Origin of the sequence: Nitratireductor mangrovi, from assembly GCF_007922615.2 — a bacterium.
GTDB classification, from domain to species: domain Bacteria; phylum Pseudomonadota; class Alphaproteobacteria; order Rhizobiales; family Rhizobiaceae; genus Mangrovimarina; species Mangrovimarina mangrovi.
This window is the reverse complement of record NZ_CP042301.2, coordinates 621,435-635,835: the sequence shown is the minus strand read 5'-3', so window position 1 is coordinate 635,835 and position 14,401 is coordinate 621,435. Positions and strand designations below refer to the sequence as shown.

The 14,401-nt window shown below is 63.0% G+C and carries 17 protein-coding genes; 4 read left to right on the top strand and 13 right to left on the bottom strand.

The window, feature by feature from the left end; all coding sequences use genetic code 11:
• Positions 1-69: 69 nt before the first annotated feature.
• Positions 70-1,536, bottom strand: a complete 1,467-nt coding sequence (locus FQ775_RS03000; protein WP_146297415.1) for a RimK family ATP-grasp domain-containing protein — start codon at positions 1,534-1,536, stop codon at positions 70-72.
• Positions 1,537-1,569: 33 nt separating this feature from the next.
• Here FQ775_RS03000 and FQ775_RS02995 point away from each other — a divergent pair, with 33 nt between their 5' ends.
• Positions 1,570-2,157, top strand: coding sequence for a peptidase C39 family protein (locus FQ775_RS02995; protein ID WP_146297416.1), 588 nt, complete (start codon positions 1,570-1,572; stop codon positions 2,155-2,157).
• On the opposite strand, the gene FQ775_RS02990 is transcribed toward FQ775_RS02995, so the two are convergent.
• From FQ775_RS02990 to FQ775_RS02980, 3 genes are all read right to left on the bottom strand, one after another.
• On the bottom strand, positions 2,154-2,609 hold the full coding sequence (locus tag FQ775_RS02990) for a GNAT family N-acetyltransferase (protein ID WP_146297417.1): 456 nt from the start codon (positions 2,607-2,609) through the stop codon (positions 2,154-2,156). The genes FQ775_RS02995 and FQ775_RS02990 overlap by 4 nt on opposite strands.
• Complete coding sequence (locus FQ775_RS02985) at positions 2,609-3,559, bottom strand: hypothetical protein (protein ID WP_146297418.1); 951 nt, start codon at positions 3,557-3,559, stop codon at positions 2,609-2,611. Before FQ775_RS02985 ends, FQ775_RS02990 begins: the two co-directional genes overlap by 1 nt.
• A gap of 266 nt (positions 3,560-3,825) precedes the next feature.
• Positions 3,826-3,999, bottom strand: coding sequence for a hypothetical protein (locus tag FQ775_RS02980; protein WP_167812752.1), 174 nt, complete (start codon positions 3,997-3,999; stop codon positions 3,826-3,828).
• A gap of 287 nt (positions 4,000-4,286) precedes the next feature.
• Here FQ775_RS02980 and FQ775_RS02975 point away from each other — a divergent pair, with 287 nt between their 5' ends.
• The 3 genes from FQ775_RS02975 (at position 4,287) to FQ775_RS02965 (ending at position 8,653) form a co-directional block, all read left to right on the top strand.
• Positions 4,287-5,147, top strand: coding sequence for a mechanosensitive ion channel family protein (locus tag FQ775_RS02975; RefSeq protein WP_432420062.1), 861 nt, complete (start codon positions 4,287-4,289; stop codon positions 5,145-5,147).
• Between the two features lie 151 nt (positions 5,148-5,298).
• A complete protein-coding gene (locus tag FQ775_RS02970; protein WP_146297420.1) occupies positions 5,299-6,537 on the top strand; it encodes an MFS transporter in 1,239 nt (412 codons plus the stop codon).
• Between the two features lie 97 nt (positions 6,538-6,634).
• Entirely contained in the window at positions 6,635-8,653 is a 2,019-nt protein-coding gene (locus FQ775_RS02965) for a PhoX family protein (protein ID WP_146297421.1), read from the top strand.
• 52 nt (positions 8,654-8,705) lie between these two features.
• Here the strand turns inward: FQ775_RS02965 and FQ775_RS02960 are convergent, their stop codons facing one another.
• The 9 genes from FQ775_RS02960 to FQ775_RS02920 form a co-directional block, all read right to left on the bottom strand.
• Positions 8,706-9,224, bottom strand: coding sequence for a PaaI family thioesterase (locus tag FQ775_RS02960; RefSeq protein WP_146297422.1), 519 nt, complete (start codon positions 9,222-9,224; stop codon positions 8,706-8,708).
• Positions 9,221-9,982, bottom strand: coding sequence for a DNA repair protein RecO (gene recO / locus FQ775_RS02955; protein ID WP_146297423.1), 762 nt, complete (start codon positions 9,980-9,982; stop codon positions 9,221-9,223). Before recO ends, FQ775_RS02960 begins: the two co-directional genes overlap by 4 nt.
• Entirely contained in the window at positions 9,969-10,223 is a 255-nt protein-coding gene (locus tag FQ775_RS02950) for a hypothetical protein (RefSeq protein ID WP_146297424.1), read from the bottom strand. The genes recO and FQ775_RS02950 overlap by 14 nt, the downstream gene beginning before the upstream one ends.
• A 71-nt stretch (positions 10,224-10,294) precedes the next feature.
• Positions 10,295-10,714, bottom strand: coding sequence for an MAPEG family protein (locus FQ775_RS02945; protein ID WP_146297425.1), 420 nt, complete (start codon positions 10,712-10,714; stop codon positions 10,295-10,297).
• 114 nt (positions 10,715-10,828) lie between these two features.
• Complete coding sequence (era, locus tag FQ775_RS02940; protein ID WP_146297426.1) at positions 10,829-11,749, bottom strand: GTPase Era; 921 nt, start codon at positions 11,747-11,749, stop codon at positions 10,829-10,831.
• A complete protein-coding gene (rnc, locus tag FQ775_RS02935) occupies positions 11,746-12,468 on the bottom strand; it encodes a ribonuclease III (protein WP_146297428.1) in 723 nt (240 codons plus the stop codon). Before rnc ends, era begins: the two co-directional genes overlap by 4 nt.
• The gene (gene lepB, locus FQ775_RS02930) at positions 12,465-13,211 is read right to left on the bottom strand and encodes a signal peptidase I (RefSeq protein ID WP_146297430.1); all 747 of its coding nucleotides are present in this window, start codon (positions 13,209-13,211) and stop codon (positions 12,465-12,467) included. Before lepB ends, rnc begins: the two co-directional genes overlap by 4 nt.
• A gap of 101 nt (positions 13,212-13,312) precedes the next feature.
• On the bottom strand, positions 13,313-13,714 hold the full coding sequence (acpS, locus tag FQ775_RS02925) for a holo-ACP synthase (RefSeq protein ID WP_146297432.1): 402 nt from the start codon (positions 13,712-13,714) through the stop codon (positions 13,313-13,315).
• Entirely contained in the window at positions 13,711-14,301 is a 591-nt protein-coding gene (locus FQ775_RS02920) for a DUF2062 domain-containing protein (RefSeq protein ID WP_146297434.1), read from the bottom strand. Before FQ775_RS02920 ends, acpS begins: the two co-directional genes overlap by 4 nt.
• Positions 14,302-14,401: the final 100 nt, after the last annotated feature.

Genomic DNA, 14,401 nt, shown 5'->3' with positions numbered 1-14,401 from the left:
CGCCCCGATCCGGACTAGGCCGGCTTGCCGGGCTGGCGCCACGAAACGCCGGCCCGGCCTTCAGACCGGCTACCGCCCCTGGCGCTCGAGCCGGTCGATGAACCATTGCGTCAGGCGCTGCCACACCACGTCCTTCTCGCCGGCGTCCTCGCAGCCATGGTCGAGATTGGGGTTGTCGTTGACCTCGATGACGTAGACGCCCTCGGCCGTCTCCTTGAGGTCGACGCCGTAGAGCCCGTCGCCGATGCAGCGGGCGGCGCGCACGGCGACATCGATGACATGCTGCGGCGTGCCGGCGAGCGTGAACGACTTGAAGCCGCCCTCCACCGGCTTGCCGCCGCGTTCGTGGTTGACGATCTGCCAGTGCTTCTTCGCCATCAGGTAGTGCACCGAAAACAGCGGCTCGCCGCCCAGAACGCCGATGCGCCAGTCATATTCGGTCGGCAGGAACTTCTGCGCGATCAGGAGATCCGAATCGGCGAGCCATTGCGTCGCCAGCGCCTTCAGTTCGGCGGGCGAACTGGCCTTCTTGACGCCGCGCGAGAACGAGGAATCCGGGATTTTGAGCACCAGCGGAAAGCCCAGCGTCTGGGCGGCGATCTCAAGGTCGGCGGGACCGGCGATCATCACCGTCGGCGGCACCGGCACCTTGTTCAGGGTCATCAGCTCGTTGAGATAGACCTTGTTGGTGCAGCGGATCATCGACAGCGGATCGTCGATGACCGGCATGCCTTCCTGCTGGGCGCGGCGTGCGAAGCGGTAAGTATGGTTGGAGATCGCGGTCGTCTCGCGGATGAAGAGAGCGTCGTAGTTGGCCAGCCGGGCAAGGTCCTTCTTCGTGATCGGCTCGACCTCGACGCCCATCTTCTCGGCCACCCGCGCCCAGTGGCGCAGCGAGCTAATCGCCGAGGGCGGCAGTTCCTCGTTGGGATCGACCAGGGTCGCGAAGCTGTAGCGGGCCTGGGTGCGGGTGCGCGAATCGCGCCATTCGCGGCTGGTATAGGTGCCGAGGCAGGCGACGAAGCGCTCCTTCTCGGCTTCGCTCATGCGGGCGAGTGGCAAGAAACCGATCTTGCGGATCGACGCCCAGCCTTTCTCGTCGCGTATGGCGACCTCCAGCGCCGGGGCCCGGAACCAGTCGAACAGGAGCCGTGCGAAGCGGTCGGACGCCTTGCTCGGCGCGATGCCGAAAAAGACGGTCAGGCGCGACGGGATTTCGCCGCCAAGCTCCTTGCGGCAGCGGTTCAGCGCCTGTTCAAGCTCCGGCAGTGCGTTTTCGTAAAGCTTACGCTCGGAAAGATCGATCATCGTTTCCACGGTAGGGATGACCCGGTGGCCGCGCGAGGAGGCGAGCAGCGAGGCGTAGTAGCCCCTGCTCTGGTAGCCGTAATTGTTGGAAAGGTTGATGACGTTGGGGCGCTGGCCGCGAAACAGCGCCGGATGGGCGAGGTAGTCGCGGTTGGTGATGATCTTGTGCGGAGTAGCCGAGTGGTCAACGTCGCTGATCCGGCCTACAAGGATAACCCACGAAGCCATCGCTGCTAATCCACCAGTTCAACGAGGACGGTCATGTCGCAGGCGCTACCCTTTCTGTGCGGTCCGGCCGCGTTGATCACACTTCTCTCGTGGAAAGGGTCTATCATAGCCAATGACCTTGGCAATCAGATCGATTTGTGGCGCACAGCAAACACCGTTTTCATGGGCCAGGGACCAGCTGGCTGCGACGGCGCTGGTCTGCTGAGAGCTGCCGATAAGCACAATCAGAAGCTCAAACTCATTCGCACCAAGTCGGACTTCAGTTTCGCGCGCACTGTTCGTAGTGAAGTGCAGAAAACCGTGATACGCCAAGTTGAGAATGATAACCTTGCCTTTGCTGACGCACTAGGTCGACTGATAACCATAAATGAAATGAAATCAGCTAAACAATTTTTGCCCGACACTCCTGCTCTCTTATTATGCAGTATGCGCGCTTATTCTATGTCAAACGAATACCACTGGATTACCTTCAAGCCGGGCGCAGACATGGCAATATACGATCCGCTGTCAGGTCAATATGAAACAAAAATCGACCTACGTTTTTTCGAGAGCTTCCTGCACAACGGTTTACATAGTACGCTATCCGCATACGAAAAATACATAGTAGATATAATTTTCTAGAGAAACTCTTTCACCATCTTTATGCATGCTGCGCCGTCTGGATAATAATCTCTTACTGTCTTATATTTTCTATACCCAAGTTTCGTGTACCGATTTATTAGTTTTTCATTGTCTTCGCGTACTTCACATTGCACCCCAAGTCCCATTTCTTGAGCCCGCTGTTCAATTGCACCAAAAAGCTGCTTTCCGTATTCGCCGCGCTGCGCATCGGGTGCAACGGCCAATGAGTAGAACCTGAGCGCCTTCCGTTTTCCGTGAAGGAACCCGAGAGCGTATCCTTGCACCGTACCGCTGTCATCTTCAACGACGAGAAGCAAAGCGTTCGGACTGGATAAATGTCTATAGAACTGCCGTGGCGTCATTCGCGAGTAATATGCCTGATTAAAGCATAACTTCTCGATGACAAGAAGACTTTCTACGTCTCGGTACTCAGCCTTCCGCACATTGCTCATCAGTTGCTCCTTTTGTATGCATAAATGTAAACAAGAATAAACAAGCTTATAGAAAATGCTAAGGCTGCCAACTTCGTACCATCAATCGATGTGTTCATACCCATTAGATTTGCTGCCCATCCGATAAGCCACTCAAATATTGGCAGCACTTGCGTGAAAGCCAATAAGAACAGGACAAGCTCCACGACCCTTTCGTAACGGCGAGTAAGTTCGGCTTGGGCTCCTCTGGCGCTCTCCAGGAAAAAATTCGACATACGCTCCAGCTTCACAGAATCAGACTCGACATCCAGTGTCTTCCAGCAATTTTCGTATATCTGGCTATCGAAAGATCTTGTACATATACTGAGTGGATCGAAAAGACTTATTCTGCTCGTTATGTATCGATAACTCTCATCATGATATCTTATGCTCTCCAGAAGCTGACGACGTGTATGCTTTTTCGGCGCATTAGCGTTCTCGCGCGCCAGCCGAGAGTAGTCATTGATTGATGCAGCATAGTACGAATAAAATGCCGTCCATAGTCCAATAATGCGCTGCCAATTCTTCTTTTTCGGGCTATCCTTTATTACAATTGCAAGAGAACCAGTCGCACCGACGAGATGAAGCACTTCTTCGGAATCGAATTGATGATGTCCTCCTAGGTCGCTGCCTCCGCAAATCGTCACAAACTGCCGCATCGACTCAGCATCCATCTCGATCTTATCAGCAATTTTTATTATGTTGATAGAAAAGCTCCATGTAAGTGCTAATCTAGCGCGAGCTTTCTGGTCGTCATGATGGAGCAGAGACAGAATAGCAGATTCAACGCTCCGCTCCTGCATCGTACACAAATTTCCATAAATTTCAGATAGTTCGGCGCTCGAAAGCCCGCCAATTGAAGTATCAAAACAAAAAACCGCCGCGCCCAAGCGGTCGTCAAAGAAGATAAGCCAACTGGAGAAATCCGCCATGTCTAAATGGCGATCCAGTTCCGATATCGGTGATAACTGAATTATGTTTGTAAAGATTGTCGTACGCGGAAACGAGTTACGCAGCTGTTCGGGGAACCAGCTATGCCAACTCGAGCGCTCCCATCCCGACGCCGTTCCGGCGACATCGTCGCGGAGCCTAGGTCGAGAGCCAAACATGAGCGGAACTACACAAACGATTTTCGTGGTTGTGTCCGATCTTTCGAGCACGTGTTCCTCCCGCGCGCCTTAGTTCGATATTTCCTATATTAGTCTGGCCTGCGCGAGAATTGGGGAATCAGCGTCGACCGCTTCGCACTGTCGCTTTCGATCAGTTGCCGGAACGAGCGGCGCGAGATGCGGTCAGTCGAAAAGACGGCGTTCTCGATCGCCACGAGCGCATCGATGTCGCGCGGTTCCGCCTGTCGGATGGATGATGGCATGCGGACTTCACATCCCATGATCGGCCCTTTGGCCCCCTCGATCAGGGAGCGCCTGCACCGGGCATCATGGAGCCCAAGCTGAAAATTGCCAACGCGCCGGAATTGAGACGGAATTGTGGCGACGGCCGTGAACGCTGCCTGCGCGTCACCCTCCGCTATCCGCACTCCGCCGCATGTTAAGGCTGACGGCCGGTACGCGGCTTTCATCGCCCCGGCCGATCCTTTCTAATAGGAATCGAACAGCCCAAGGGGCGACATTGGAGTTCAGGCAGGAGAACATGGAAAAAATCGAAACGAACATGTCGGGGCTGATGGCGGCGGTCTCCGGAGGAATGCAGCAGGCGGGCGCGCTCGCCGTCGAATATTCCTTCTCGATCCTGGGTGCGATCATCCTCCTGATCGCCGGCTTCGTCGCGGCAGGCGTCGTCGAACGCGCCTCCTATCGCGGTCTTGGCCGCGTCCGCGGTTTCGACGAGACGCTCAAGCGTTTCTTTTCCAAGGTCGCCCGCTACGGCGTGCTGATCATCAGCATCGTCGCGGTTCTGGCCCAGTTCGGCGTCCAGACCGCCAGCATCCTGGCCGCCCTCGGCGCCGCCGGCCTCGCGATCGGCCTGGCGCTGCAGGGCACGCTACAAAACATCGCCGCCGGCATCATGCTCCTGGTCCTGCGGCCGTTCCGGGTCGGCGAATATGTCGATGCCGGCAGCGTTTCCGGCACCATCGTCGAGATCGGCCTGTTTGCGACCGAGCTCAAGTCGATCGACGGCCTGTTCGTGCTGGCTCCCAACAGTGAACTCTGGAACTCGCCAGTCACCAACTATTCCCGCAATGCGGTGCGCCGCGCCGACATCAGCATCGGGATCGGCTATGACGACGACATCGACCTCGCGCAGACGACGCTTGCCGGCCTGATCGACGGTGACGACCGGGTGCTTGCCGAGCCGGCGCCGACGACGTTCGTCGGCGAGCTTGGCGACAGCGCGGTGGCGGTGACGGTGCGCTACTGGACCAAGACGCCGGACTGGTTCCAGACCAAGCTCGACCTCACCAAGGCGGCGAAGCTCGCCTTCGACGCCAGGGGCATTTCGATCCCGTTCCCGCAGCGCGATGTGCATCTGATCGGCCAGCCGCAGGCGCAGAACGCCTGAGACGCCGCCACGCACGAAAACCGGGCGGCGGGGCGCGAGAGCGTTCCGCTGCTGCGTCAGATCAAAAAAACTGATTGATCCAGCGCGTCCAATTCACTGGAATGAATCAACGAAACCGCTAGTGTCGGCCTCCAAATCGGAGTCCTTCGACATGGCGAGCATTTCGGCCACCGCGCAGAGCAGGTCCACGCTTCCGTGGCTGATCATCATCTGCGGCTGTCTCATAGCGGCGCTGACCTTCGGTCCGCGCTCCGCGATGGGCTTTTTCCAGTTGCCGATGCTGGCAGAGAAAGGCTGGGACCGCACCACCTTCGGCCTCGCCATGGCGATCCAGAACCTCGCCTGGGGCCTGGGCACGCCGGTCTTCGGCGCCATCGCCGACAAGTTCGGCACCTGGCGCGTGCTGGCGCTCTCGGGCGTCATGTATGCGACGGGCCTCTACCTGATGGCGAACGCCGACAGCGTGACGATGCTGCATGTCGGCGGCGGCCTGCTGGTCGGCCTCGGCGTGGCGGCGGGATCGTTCGGCATCGTGCTCGCGGCGTTTGCCCGCAACGTCGCGCCGGAAAACCGCAGCCTCGCCTTCGGCATCGGCACGGCGGCCGGTTCGGCCGGCATGTTCTTCTTCGCGCCGCTGAGCCAGGGGCTGATCGACACCTATGGCTGGTACGATTCGCTGATCGTGATGAGCTTCATGATGCTTGCCATCCCGGTGCTGGCCATCCCGCTGCGCGGCAACTCCAGGAGCGGCTCGGTCAGCCAGACCGAGATCGAACAGAGCGTCGGCCAGGCGCTGCGCGAGGCCCTCGGCCACCACAGCTACCTGCTGCTGGTTTCAGGCTTCTTCGTCTGCGGCTTCCAGGTCGCCTTCATCACCGCGCATTTTCCGGCCTATGTCGCCGATATCGGCATCGAGGCCCGTTACGCGGTGATCGCACTGGCGCTGATCGGCTTCTTCAACATTATCGGTTCGCTCGCCTCGGGCTTCATCGGCCAGCGTTATTCGAAGCCGATCTTCCTGGCCTGGATCTATATCGGCCGGTCGGTGCTGGTAACGGCGTTCCTGCTTCTGCCTCAGACGCCAGCCACCGTCATCGTCTTCGCCGGCATCATGGGGCTGCTGTGGCTGTCGACCGTGCCGCCGACCAACGCCTTGGTGGCGATCATGTTCGGCACCAGCCATCTCGGCATGCTGGGCGGCATCGTCTTCCTGTCACACCAGATCGGCTCCTTCCTGGGCGTCTGGCTCGGCGGCTATCTCTACGACATCTACGGGTCCTACGACGCGGTCTGGTGGCTGGGTGTGGCGCTTGGTATCTTCGCGGCGATCGTGCACTGGCCGATCCGCGAGGCTGCTGTGGAGCGCCCTGCCCTGGCGGCGGCCGAATAGGGAAAATCACCCTGCCTTAGCCGGCTTCCGTCATGCGGATGCAACAGCCGGCGGCCTAAATCCCGGGTGGTTTCGCAGACCCACCCAGGAGGCAGGCATGAACGAGCGCATCGACCCGTCAGATATCAGGACACCCACCGACATCCGCGAGGAATCGGAGGATGTCGGCCGCAACCCGAGCGCCAATCCGACGCTCGGCGACATCATCAACCGCCGCTACTCGCGGCGCGGCTTTCTCGGCGGCTCGCTGGCGGTGGCGGCGATCGGCGCCACGGTCAGCCCGCTTGCCCTGTTGAGCGCGCGCGAGGCGAAGGCCGCGTCGGCCTCCGCATTCGATTTCACCGAAATCGAGGCCGGCGTGGACGAGACGCATCATGTCGCCGAGGGTTATGACGCCGACGTCCTGCTGCGCTGGGGCGACAAGGTTTTCGCCGATTCGCCCGAATTCGACCCTGCCAACCAGACTGCCGCGGCCCAGGCGCGCCAGTTCGGCTACAACAACGACTATATCGGCTTCGTGCCGCTCGAAGGCTCGGCCGAACACGGCCTGCTGCTGGTCAACCACGAATACACCAATGCAGAGCTGATGTTTCCCGGCTTCGCCATGGTGGTGAAGGAGAAGATCGAGAAGGAAGGCCAGGAGCCGGTCGAGGTCGAGAAGGTCAAGACCGGCGAGTACACCAGGGACCTCGTCGACATCGAGATGGCGGCGCATGGCGGCACCATCATCGAGATCCGCAAGACCAACGGCAAGTGGCAGCCGGTGCTCGACGGGGCCATGAACCGGCGCATCACCGTCGACACGGAGATGACCCTGTCCGGCCCGGTCGCCGGCCACGACCGCGTCAAGACAAAGGCCGACCCGTCGGGCACCAGGGTGTTCGGCACCCTCAACAACTGCGCCGGCGGCTTCACCCCGTGGGGCACCTACCTGATGGCTGAGGAGAATTTTCACGGCTATTTCACGGGCGAATTGACCAGGGAGGGCGAGCCGGAACATCCCGAGGCAGCCAACTACGGACGCGTCGGCGTGCCGGCAGGCTGGTACAATTGGGGCGCGTTCCACGACCGTTTCGACGTTGCCAAGGAGCCGAACGAGCCCAATCGTTTCGGCTGGATCGTCGAGGTCGATCCGATGGACCCGAATTCGGTGCCGAAGAAGCGCACGGCGCTTGGCCGCTTCAAGCATGAAGGCTGCGAAACCATCGTCAATCCGGACGGCCGCGTCGTGACCTATTCGGGCGACGACGAGCGTTTCGACTATGTCTACAAATTCGTCTCGACCGGCACCTTCAACGCCGACGACCGCGCCGCCAACATGGACCTGCTCGACGAGGGCACGCTCTACGTGGCGAAGTTCAACGAGGACGGCAGTCTCGACTGGATGCCGCTCACGCACGGCGAAGGCCCGCTCACGGCCGAAAACGGCTTCGCCGGCCAGGCCGACATTCTGATCGAGACCCGCCGCGCCGCCGACCTGCTCGGCGCGACCAAGATGGACCGGCCGGAAGACGTCCAACCCAACGCGAAGACCGGCAAGGTCTACGTGATGCTGACCAACAATACGCGCCGCAAGGCCGACGACCTCAACGCCGCCAACCCGCGCGCCGGAAACGCCTTCGGCCACATCATCGAGATCAGCGAGACTGGCGGCGATTTCGCCTCGACGCGCTCGACCTGGGAAATCCTGCTCAGATGCGGCGATCCGAGCGTCGCCGAGGTCGGCGCCACCTTCTCGGCGGCCACGACCGCGAATGGCTGGTTCGGCATGCCCGACAATTGCGCCATCGACGCCGACGGGCGGTTGTGGGTCTCGACCGACGGCAACAGCCAGAAAGCCACCGGACGCACCGACGGCCTGTGGGCGGTCGACACCGAAGGCGAAGCGCGCGGCACGTCGCGGCTGTTCTTCCGCGTGCCGGTGGGCGCGGAAATGTGCGGTCCGCTGTTCACGCCCGACGGCGCGACGCTGTTCCTCGCCGTCCAGCATCCAGGTGACGAAGGCCTCGCCACCTACGAAAACCCGGCGACGCGCTGGCCCGATTTCGACCCCGCGCTGCCGGTGCGCCCGGCCGTCGTGGTCATCACCAGGGCCGACGGCGCCAGGATCGGCTGATCCAGCCTGTGCAGGGGGCGGAACTTCTCCGCCTCCGGCCGCCCGTGACCGGTCAGCGCGGCTTCAGCTTCTCGGCCGGAAAGATCGAGCAGGTCTCGGTGCCGAAGGCGAGCAGCTTGCCGCTGCTGTCGAGCAATTTGGCCTCGGAGACCGCGAGGGTGCGGCCCTTGTGCACGACGAACCCCTCGCAGACCACCTCGCCGGTCTTCGGCGTGATCGGGCGGGTCAGGTTCACCTTGAACTCGGCCGTCGTGTAGGCCTCGCCCCTGGCAAGCAAGGTCTGCACGGCGCAGGCGAGCGCGGAATCGAGCAGCGTCGCGGCCCAGCCGCCATGGACGCCGCCGAGCGGGTTGAGGTGCCGCTCGCCCGGCACGCCGCGAAAGACGGCTCGGCCTTCCGAGACCTCGACCAGACCGTAATTCAGCCGCGCGCCGATCGACGGCGCCGGATATTTGCGGTCGACGATGCGCTGGAGCAGTTCGAGCCCGGTATATTTCTCGATGTCCTCATGCGGGATCGTCCCCAATCCCAGCGGCGACACGTAGCCCGGGTAAAGTTCCACTTCGCTCATTCAAGGCTCCTCGCTGGTGATGTCGCGCCCACCTCGCGCAGGCGCCGCAGCGCAGCCAGAAAGCCGGCGCGGGTTTCCGGCGGCTCGATGCCGCGCGGCTCGTAGACGTGGCGGGCAAAAAAATAGCCGGTCAGGCGGAAGGCGTCCTCCAGCGCCGCGGCGTCGGCGCGCAGGCCGGAGCCCGCGCGCAGGAAGGCGGGCAGCGGCAGCAACCGGTCGCGATAGGGCGTGCCGGCAAGCCGCGACACGGCGCGGCCGGTCTTGGGCGAAACATAGGTAAGGTCGTCGCCGGTTCCCGTCGCCGCGCAGCGCGCCAGGTCGAGCCCGAAGCCGAGATCGTCGAGGAGCAGCAATTCGAAGCGCACGATCAGTTCGGCCGCCGAAGCGGGCTCGTCGAGGTGGCCGATGACAATCTCCAGCGTCTCGTAGAGGCCCCGATGCGGGTCGCGTTCGGGCAGCAGCCGCAGATGCGCGGCCATGGTCTGCAGGCCGTAGACGGCGCAGGCGCTCGCCAGCAGCCGCGCGGCGTTGAGCTCGACCGGTTCGACGGCAAAATTGCCGAGATGCTCGTCGAGGCGCGCGCGCCAGGCGAGTTCGACCCGGTTGCCGGGCTGCAGCACCGGCTGCTGCTTGCGCGAACGGCCGCCGCGGACCAGGCCGAGGTGACGGCCGTGGTCGCGCGTCATCACCTCCAGGATAAGGCTGGTCTCGCCGTGGCGGCGCGTGCCGATGATGATGCCTTCGTCACGCCATTCCATTGTTCATGCTTGAACTGTTTTCAGGGACTTGGCAAGGCTCGCCAAGGTGCGAGGGCCGCGCCAGGACAAGCCATGTCCAGATGTCGCGCCCGGTGCCGGCGCCGATATCGGCGATGCGCAACGGGCGTTGCGGGAAAAGATCGGCGACGGGCGCAAACAGCGTCTCGCAGGAGATCGCCTCGCTGCGCGCGATCCAGTCGTCACCGACCGCAGCATATCCTTCGAGCACTTCGCCGATCATCCGGCCGTCCCGCGTGATGGCCCGCGGTCGCGGGCCTCATCGCATGGTCGTTGCAGGCCGGACGCTATGGGTCAAGCGGTCGCCCATTCGAAGCTGACGAAGATGTCGATGGCGTAGACGACGAGCGCCAGGAAGGCGACGAGAAAGACCATCGTGCGCGCCATGAAGACGGAAACGCCGGCAATGTAGATCACCGCATGGGCGATGCGGGCGAAAAAGAAGATCGCGGCGCACCAGACCGTCACCGCGTCGTGCACGCCGGCGAGATGGGCGATGACCACCAACCCGGCGAAGGCGCCATACTGCTCGACCAGGTTGATGTGGGCACGGTCGGCGCGACGCACCCAGTGCGGCACCTCGGCGTGACGGCCTTCGACATATTCCTTCGGCTGCAGCGGCCCGACCTTGGTCGCCTGGCCGTAGATATAGGGTATCCACAAGACACCGAGCAGGACCGTGGACAGGAACAGGTAGAAGAGTTCGGTCGTCATCGGCTTCCCCTTCGTTCGATCGCGGGCGGTTTCCAATGCAATTTAACACAAATGTAAAATAAGGAAAGCCGCCGACTTTCGCGCACGCGGACGGTTTGCGGCCGAAGCCGTCAGCTACTCGGGGAAGTCGAGCCCCATCTCGCGATAGCGCTCGGGGTCGTCGCCCCAATTGCCGCGCACCTTGACGAACAGGAACAGGTGCACCTTCTGCTCCAGCACCTCGGCTATCTCCTTGCGCGACGCGCTTCCGATCGCCTTGATCGTCTCGCCTTTGGCGCCGAGCACGATCTTCTTCTGGCTGTCGCGCTCGACATAGATCACCTGTTCGATGCGCACCGAGCCGTCGGGCTTTTCCTCCCATTTCTCGGTCTCGACATGCGACGAATAGGGAAGCTCCTGATGCAGCCTGAGATAGAGCTTTTCGCGGGTGATCTCTGCCGCGAGCTGGCGCATCGGCAGGTCGGAAATCTGGTCTTCGGGGTAATACCACGGCCCTTCCGGCAATCGTTTCGCCAGATGGTCGAGCAGGTCTGCGCAGCCCGAGCCGGTGAGTGCGGAGATCATGAAGGTTTCCTCGAAGCCGGCCTTCTCGTTCGCCGTCGCCGCCAGCGCCAGCAGCGTCTCGCGCTTCACCCGGTCGATCTTGTTAAGCACCAGCAGCATGGGCTGGCGGATGTCGCCGAGCCGGTCGAGCAGTGCCTCGGCGTCGCCGCTGATGCCGCGTTCGGCATCGATCAGCACCACGACGATGTCGGCATCCCTGGCCCCGCCCCAGGCGGTCGTGACCATGGCACGGTCGAGCCGGCGGCGCGGGCTGAAGATGCCGGGCGTGTCGACGAACACGATCTGGGCGTTGCCGTGGACGGCGATGCCGCGCACGATGGCGCGCGTGGTCTGCACCTTGTGCGAGACGATCGAGACCTTGGTGCCGACAAGCTGGTTGACCAGCGTCGACTTGCCGGCGTTGGGCGCGCCGATCAGCGCCACGAAGCCGGAGCGGGTCGCGGCGCCGCCCTCGCCGCCCGCCCCGCTCATGACACGGGCTCCGGCTCGTTCCACACGCCCTCGCGCACCAGAAGCGCGCCGGCCGCGGCCTGCTCGGCCTCGCGCTTGGCGCGGCCTGACCCGGTCGCCGGCGGCAGGTCGCCGACGGTGACGGTCACGGTGAACAGCGGCTCGTGGTCGGGGCCTTCGCGGCCCTTCAGCGCGTAAACCGGCGTCGTACCAACCGACTGATGCGCCCATTCCTGAAGCTCGGTCTTGGCGTCGCGCACGGCCTGCGCCGCCGCCCGGCTGCGCGGCTCCCAGTAACGCAGCACGAACGGGCGCACCGCTTCCAGCCCGCCATCGAGATAGATCGCCGCGATCAGCGCCTCCATGACGTCGGCACGCGTGCTGCGGCCCTTGCGGCCCTTGGCCGACCGCAGCCCGGCCTCGGCGCGGATGAAATCGGCAAGGCCGATCTCCTCGGCGACCTCGGCGCAGGCCTCGCCGCTCACCAGGGCATTGAGGCGCAAGGCGAGCTCGCCTTCTGGCGCGCCCGGAAAGGCATGAAAAAGCATGTCGGAGACGACGAGGCCGAGCACACGGTCGCCGAGAAACTCCAGCCTTTCATAGTCGGAGCCGGTGCCGCGGCGGGCGCTGGCGTGGGTCAGCGCACGCTCCAGCCTGTCCTGGTCGCGGAAGGCGTAACCGGTCCGCTCGCGCAGCGCCTCCACCAGTGCGGCGCCTGACGGTCGCTTGCGGAAACTCATTGGATCATGTTGAACAGCCGCGACACGCGAATGTTGGTCGGCCATTTCCAGACCTCGAGCGGGCTGGCGCCGCCGGAGATCGAGAAGAAGATGATGTTGGCGCGTCCGACCAGATTGTCGTCCGGCACGAAGCCGAAACGGCGGCTGTCGGCGGAGTTGTCGCGGTTGTCGCCCATCATGAAATAATGCCCGTCCGGCACGACGAATTCGCGCGTGTCGTCGTCGATGCCGTTCGGCGTGATGTCGAGCGTGTCGTAGGAGACGCCGTTGGGAAGCGTCTCGCGCCAGACGTCGACGGGGCGGTCGACCTCGGTGATGTCGGGATTGTCGATCTGCCCGGTCTTTTCGCGCGCCACCGCCTCGCCATTGATGAACAACTGGCCGCCGCGCATCTGGATGCGGTCGCCCGGCATGCCGATGACGCGCTTGATGTAGTCGAGCGACGGGTCCGGCGGGTATTTGAAGACGGCGACGTCGCCGCGCTCGGGCGGCGAAGCCCAGATGCGGCCTTCGAACAGGTCGGGCGAAAACGGCAGCGAGTGGCGCGAATAGCCGTAGGCCCATTTGGTCACGAACAGGTAGTCGCCCTCGAGCAGCGTCGGGCGCATCGAGCCGGACGGGATCGAGAACGGCTGGAACAGCAGGGTCCTGATGACGAGGGCCAGCAGCAGGGCCTGGACGATGACGCTGACGGTTTCGCCAAGGCCGCCGGATTTCTTCTGCGATTTGTCAGCCACGCTCATATGGTCCTCGATTCACCAGCCGGAAGGTCATATCGGCTCCGGCGGCGCGGAGCAACGCAATAGCCGGCAGGATCAGGCGCAAAACACGGCAAAGATGGCGCTTATTCGGCGGGCAGCGCCTCGATCACGACAAATGCCTGGGCGAGCGGAAAGTCGTCGGTGATGGTCAGGTGCACGTGCGGCCTGTGCCTAGGCGGCATCAGCGCGGCAAGCCGCCTCGCCGCGCCATTGGCAAGCTCCATGGTCGGGCGGCCGGCGGCGTCGTTGACCACGCCCATGTCGCGCCAGAAGACGCCGTCGGCGATCCCGGTGCCCAGCGCCTTGGCGCAGGCTTCCTTGGCGGCGAAGCGCTTGGCATAGGAGGCGGCGCGGGTCTTGCGGCGCTCGGAGCGCTCGCGCTCGATATCGGTAAAGATGCGCTGGATGAAGCGTTCGCCGTGGCGTTCCAGCGAGCGCTCGATGCGCCTGATGTCGATCAGGTCGGATCCGAGGCCGACGATCATCCGCGAGCAACGGCTCCGGCATGCGCCCGCGACAGGGCGGCGCGGCGCGTCGCGCGCTCGGCCAGCCGGCGCTGGCGTTCGTGACGGAAGGTGACGACGCTCCACCGCGTCACAAGGTAAAAGCCGAGGGCGAAGGCCATGCCGATCGGAATGGCGCCGGCGACCATCGGCTTCAGCACCGGATCCCAGAGCTGCCAGAACTCGAAATGGCCCAGCAGGCGGCCGAAATGGATGCCGTCGGATGCGTCATGGCTGCCGAGGATGAAGCAGCCGAGCTTGTAGGTCGATCCCCAGATCAGCGGAAAGGTGAGCGGATTGCCGATTGCCGTGCCGATGGCGGAGGCGATCAGATTGCCGGCCAGAACCCAGGCAAGCACGGCGGCCAAAATGAAATGGAAGCCCAGGAAGGGCAGGAAGGAAACGAAGACGCCGGCGGCGATGCCTGCCGCGATCGCATGCGGCGTTGCCGTCAGCCGCAGCACGCGCTTGGCGTAGTATTGCGCCGAACGCCAGAACGAACGGCGCGGCCAGAACAGCGTACGCGTCCGCTCCCAAACATCTGCCGGCTTTCTGCGCCGAAACAGCATCGTCGCTCGTTACCTCGGTCCTTGCGGGAATCAGAAAAGCCATCCGCGCCCGCCGCCCTGCCCCCGCAAAAGCGGCTGCGCAACTATCCCACTGCCCGCT

Bases quoted from the DNA above. Each gene is read 5' to 3' on its own strand.
- FQ775_RS03000 (WP_146297415.1), bottom strand. From the start codon at position 1,536: ATGGCTTCGTGGGTTATCCTTGTAGGCCGGATCAGCGACGTTGACCAC.
- FQ775_RS02995 (WP_146297416.1), top strand. From the start codon at position 1,570: ATGTCGCAGGCGCTACCCTTTCTGTGCGGTCCGGCCGCGTTGATCACA.
- FQ775_RS02990 (WP_146297417.1), bottom strand. From the start codon at position 2,609: ATGAGCAATGTGCGGAAGGCTGAGTACCGAGACGTAGAAAGTCTTCTT.
- FQ775_RS02985 (WP_146297418.1), bottom strand. From the start codon at position 3,559: ATGGCGGATTTCTCCAGTTGGCTTATCTTCTTTGACGACCGCTTGGGC.
- FQ775_RS02980 (WP_167812752.1), bottom strand. From the start codon at position 3,999: ATGCCATCATCCATCCGACAGGCGGAACCGCGCGACATCGATGCGCTC.
- FQ775_RS02970 (WP_146297420.1), top strand. From the start codon at position 5,299: ATGGCGAGCATTTCGGCCACCGCGCAGAGCAGGTCCACGCTTCCGTGG.
- FQ775_RS02965 (WP_146297421.1), top strand. From the start codon at position 6,635: ATGAACGAGCGCATCGACCCGTCAGATATCAGGACACCCACCGACATC.
- FQ775_RS02960 (WP_146297422.1), bottom strand. From the start codon at position 9,224: ATGAGCGAAGTGGAACTTTACCCGGGCTACGTGTCGCCGCTGGGATTG.
- recO (WP_146297423.1), bottom strand. From the start codon at position 9,982: ATGGAATGGCGTGACGAAGGCATCATCATCGGCACGCGCCGCCACGGC.
- FQ775_RS02950 (WP_146297424.1), bottom strand. From the start codon at position 10,223: ATGATCGGCGAAGTGCTCGAAGGATATGCTGCGGTCGGTGACGACTGG.
- FQ775_RS02945 (WP_146297425.1), bottom strand. From the start codon at position 10,714: ATGACGACCGAACTCTTCTACCTGTTCCTGTCCACGGTCCTGCTCGGT.
- era (WP_146297426.1), bottom strand. From the start codon at position 11,749: ATGAGCGGGGCGGGCGGCGAGGGCGGCGCCGCGACCCGCTCCGGCTTC.
- rnc (WP_146297428.1), bottom strand. From the start codon at position 12,468: ATGAGTTTCCGCAAGCGACCGTCAGGCGCCGCACTGGTGGAGGCGCTG.
- lepB (WP_146297430.1), bottom strand. From the start codon at position 13,211: ATGAGCGTGGCTGACAAATCGCAGAAGAAATCCGGCGGCCTTGGCGAA.
- acpS (WP_146297432.1), bottom strand. From the start codon at position 13,714: ATGATCGTCGGCCTCGGATCCGACCTGATCGACATCAGGCGCATCGAG.
- FQ775_RS02920 (WP_146297434.1), bottom strand. From the start codon at position 14,301: ATGCTGTTTCGGCGCAGAAAGCCGGCAGATGTTTGGGAGCGGACGCGT.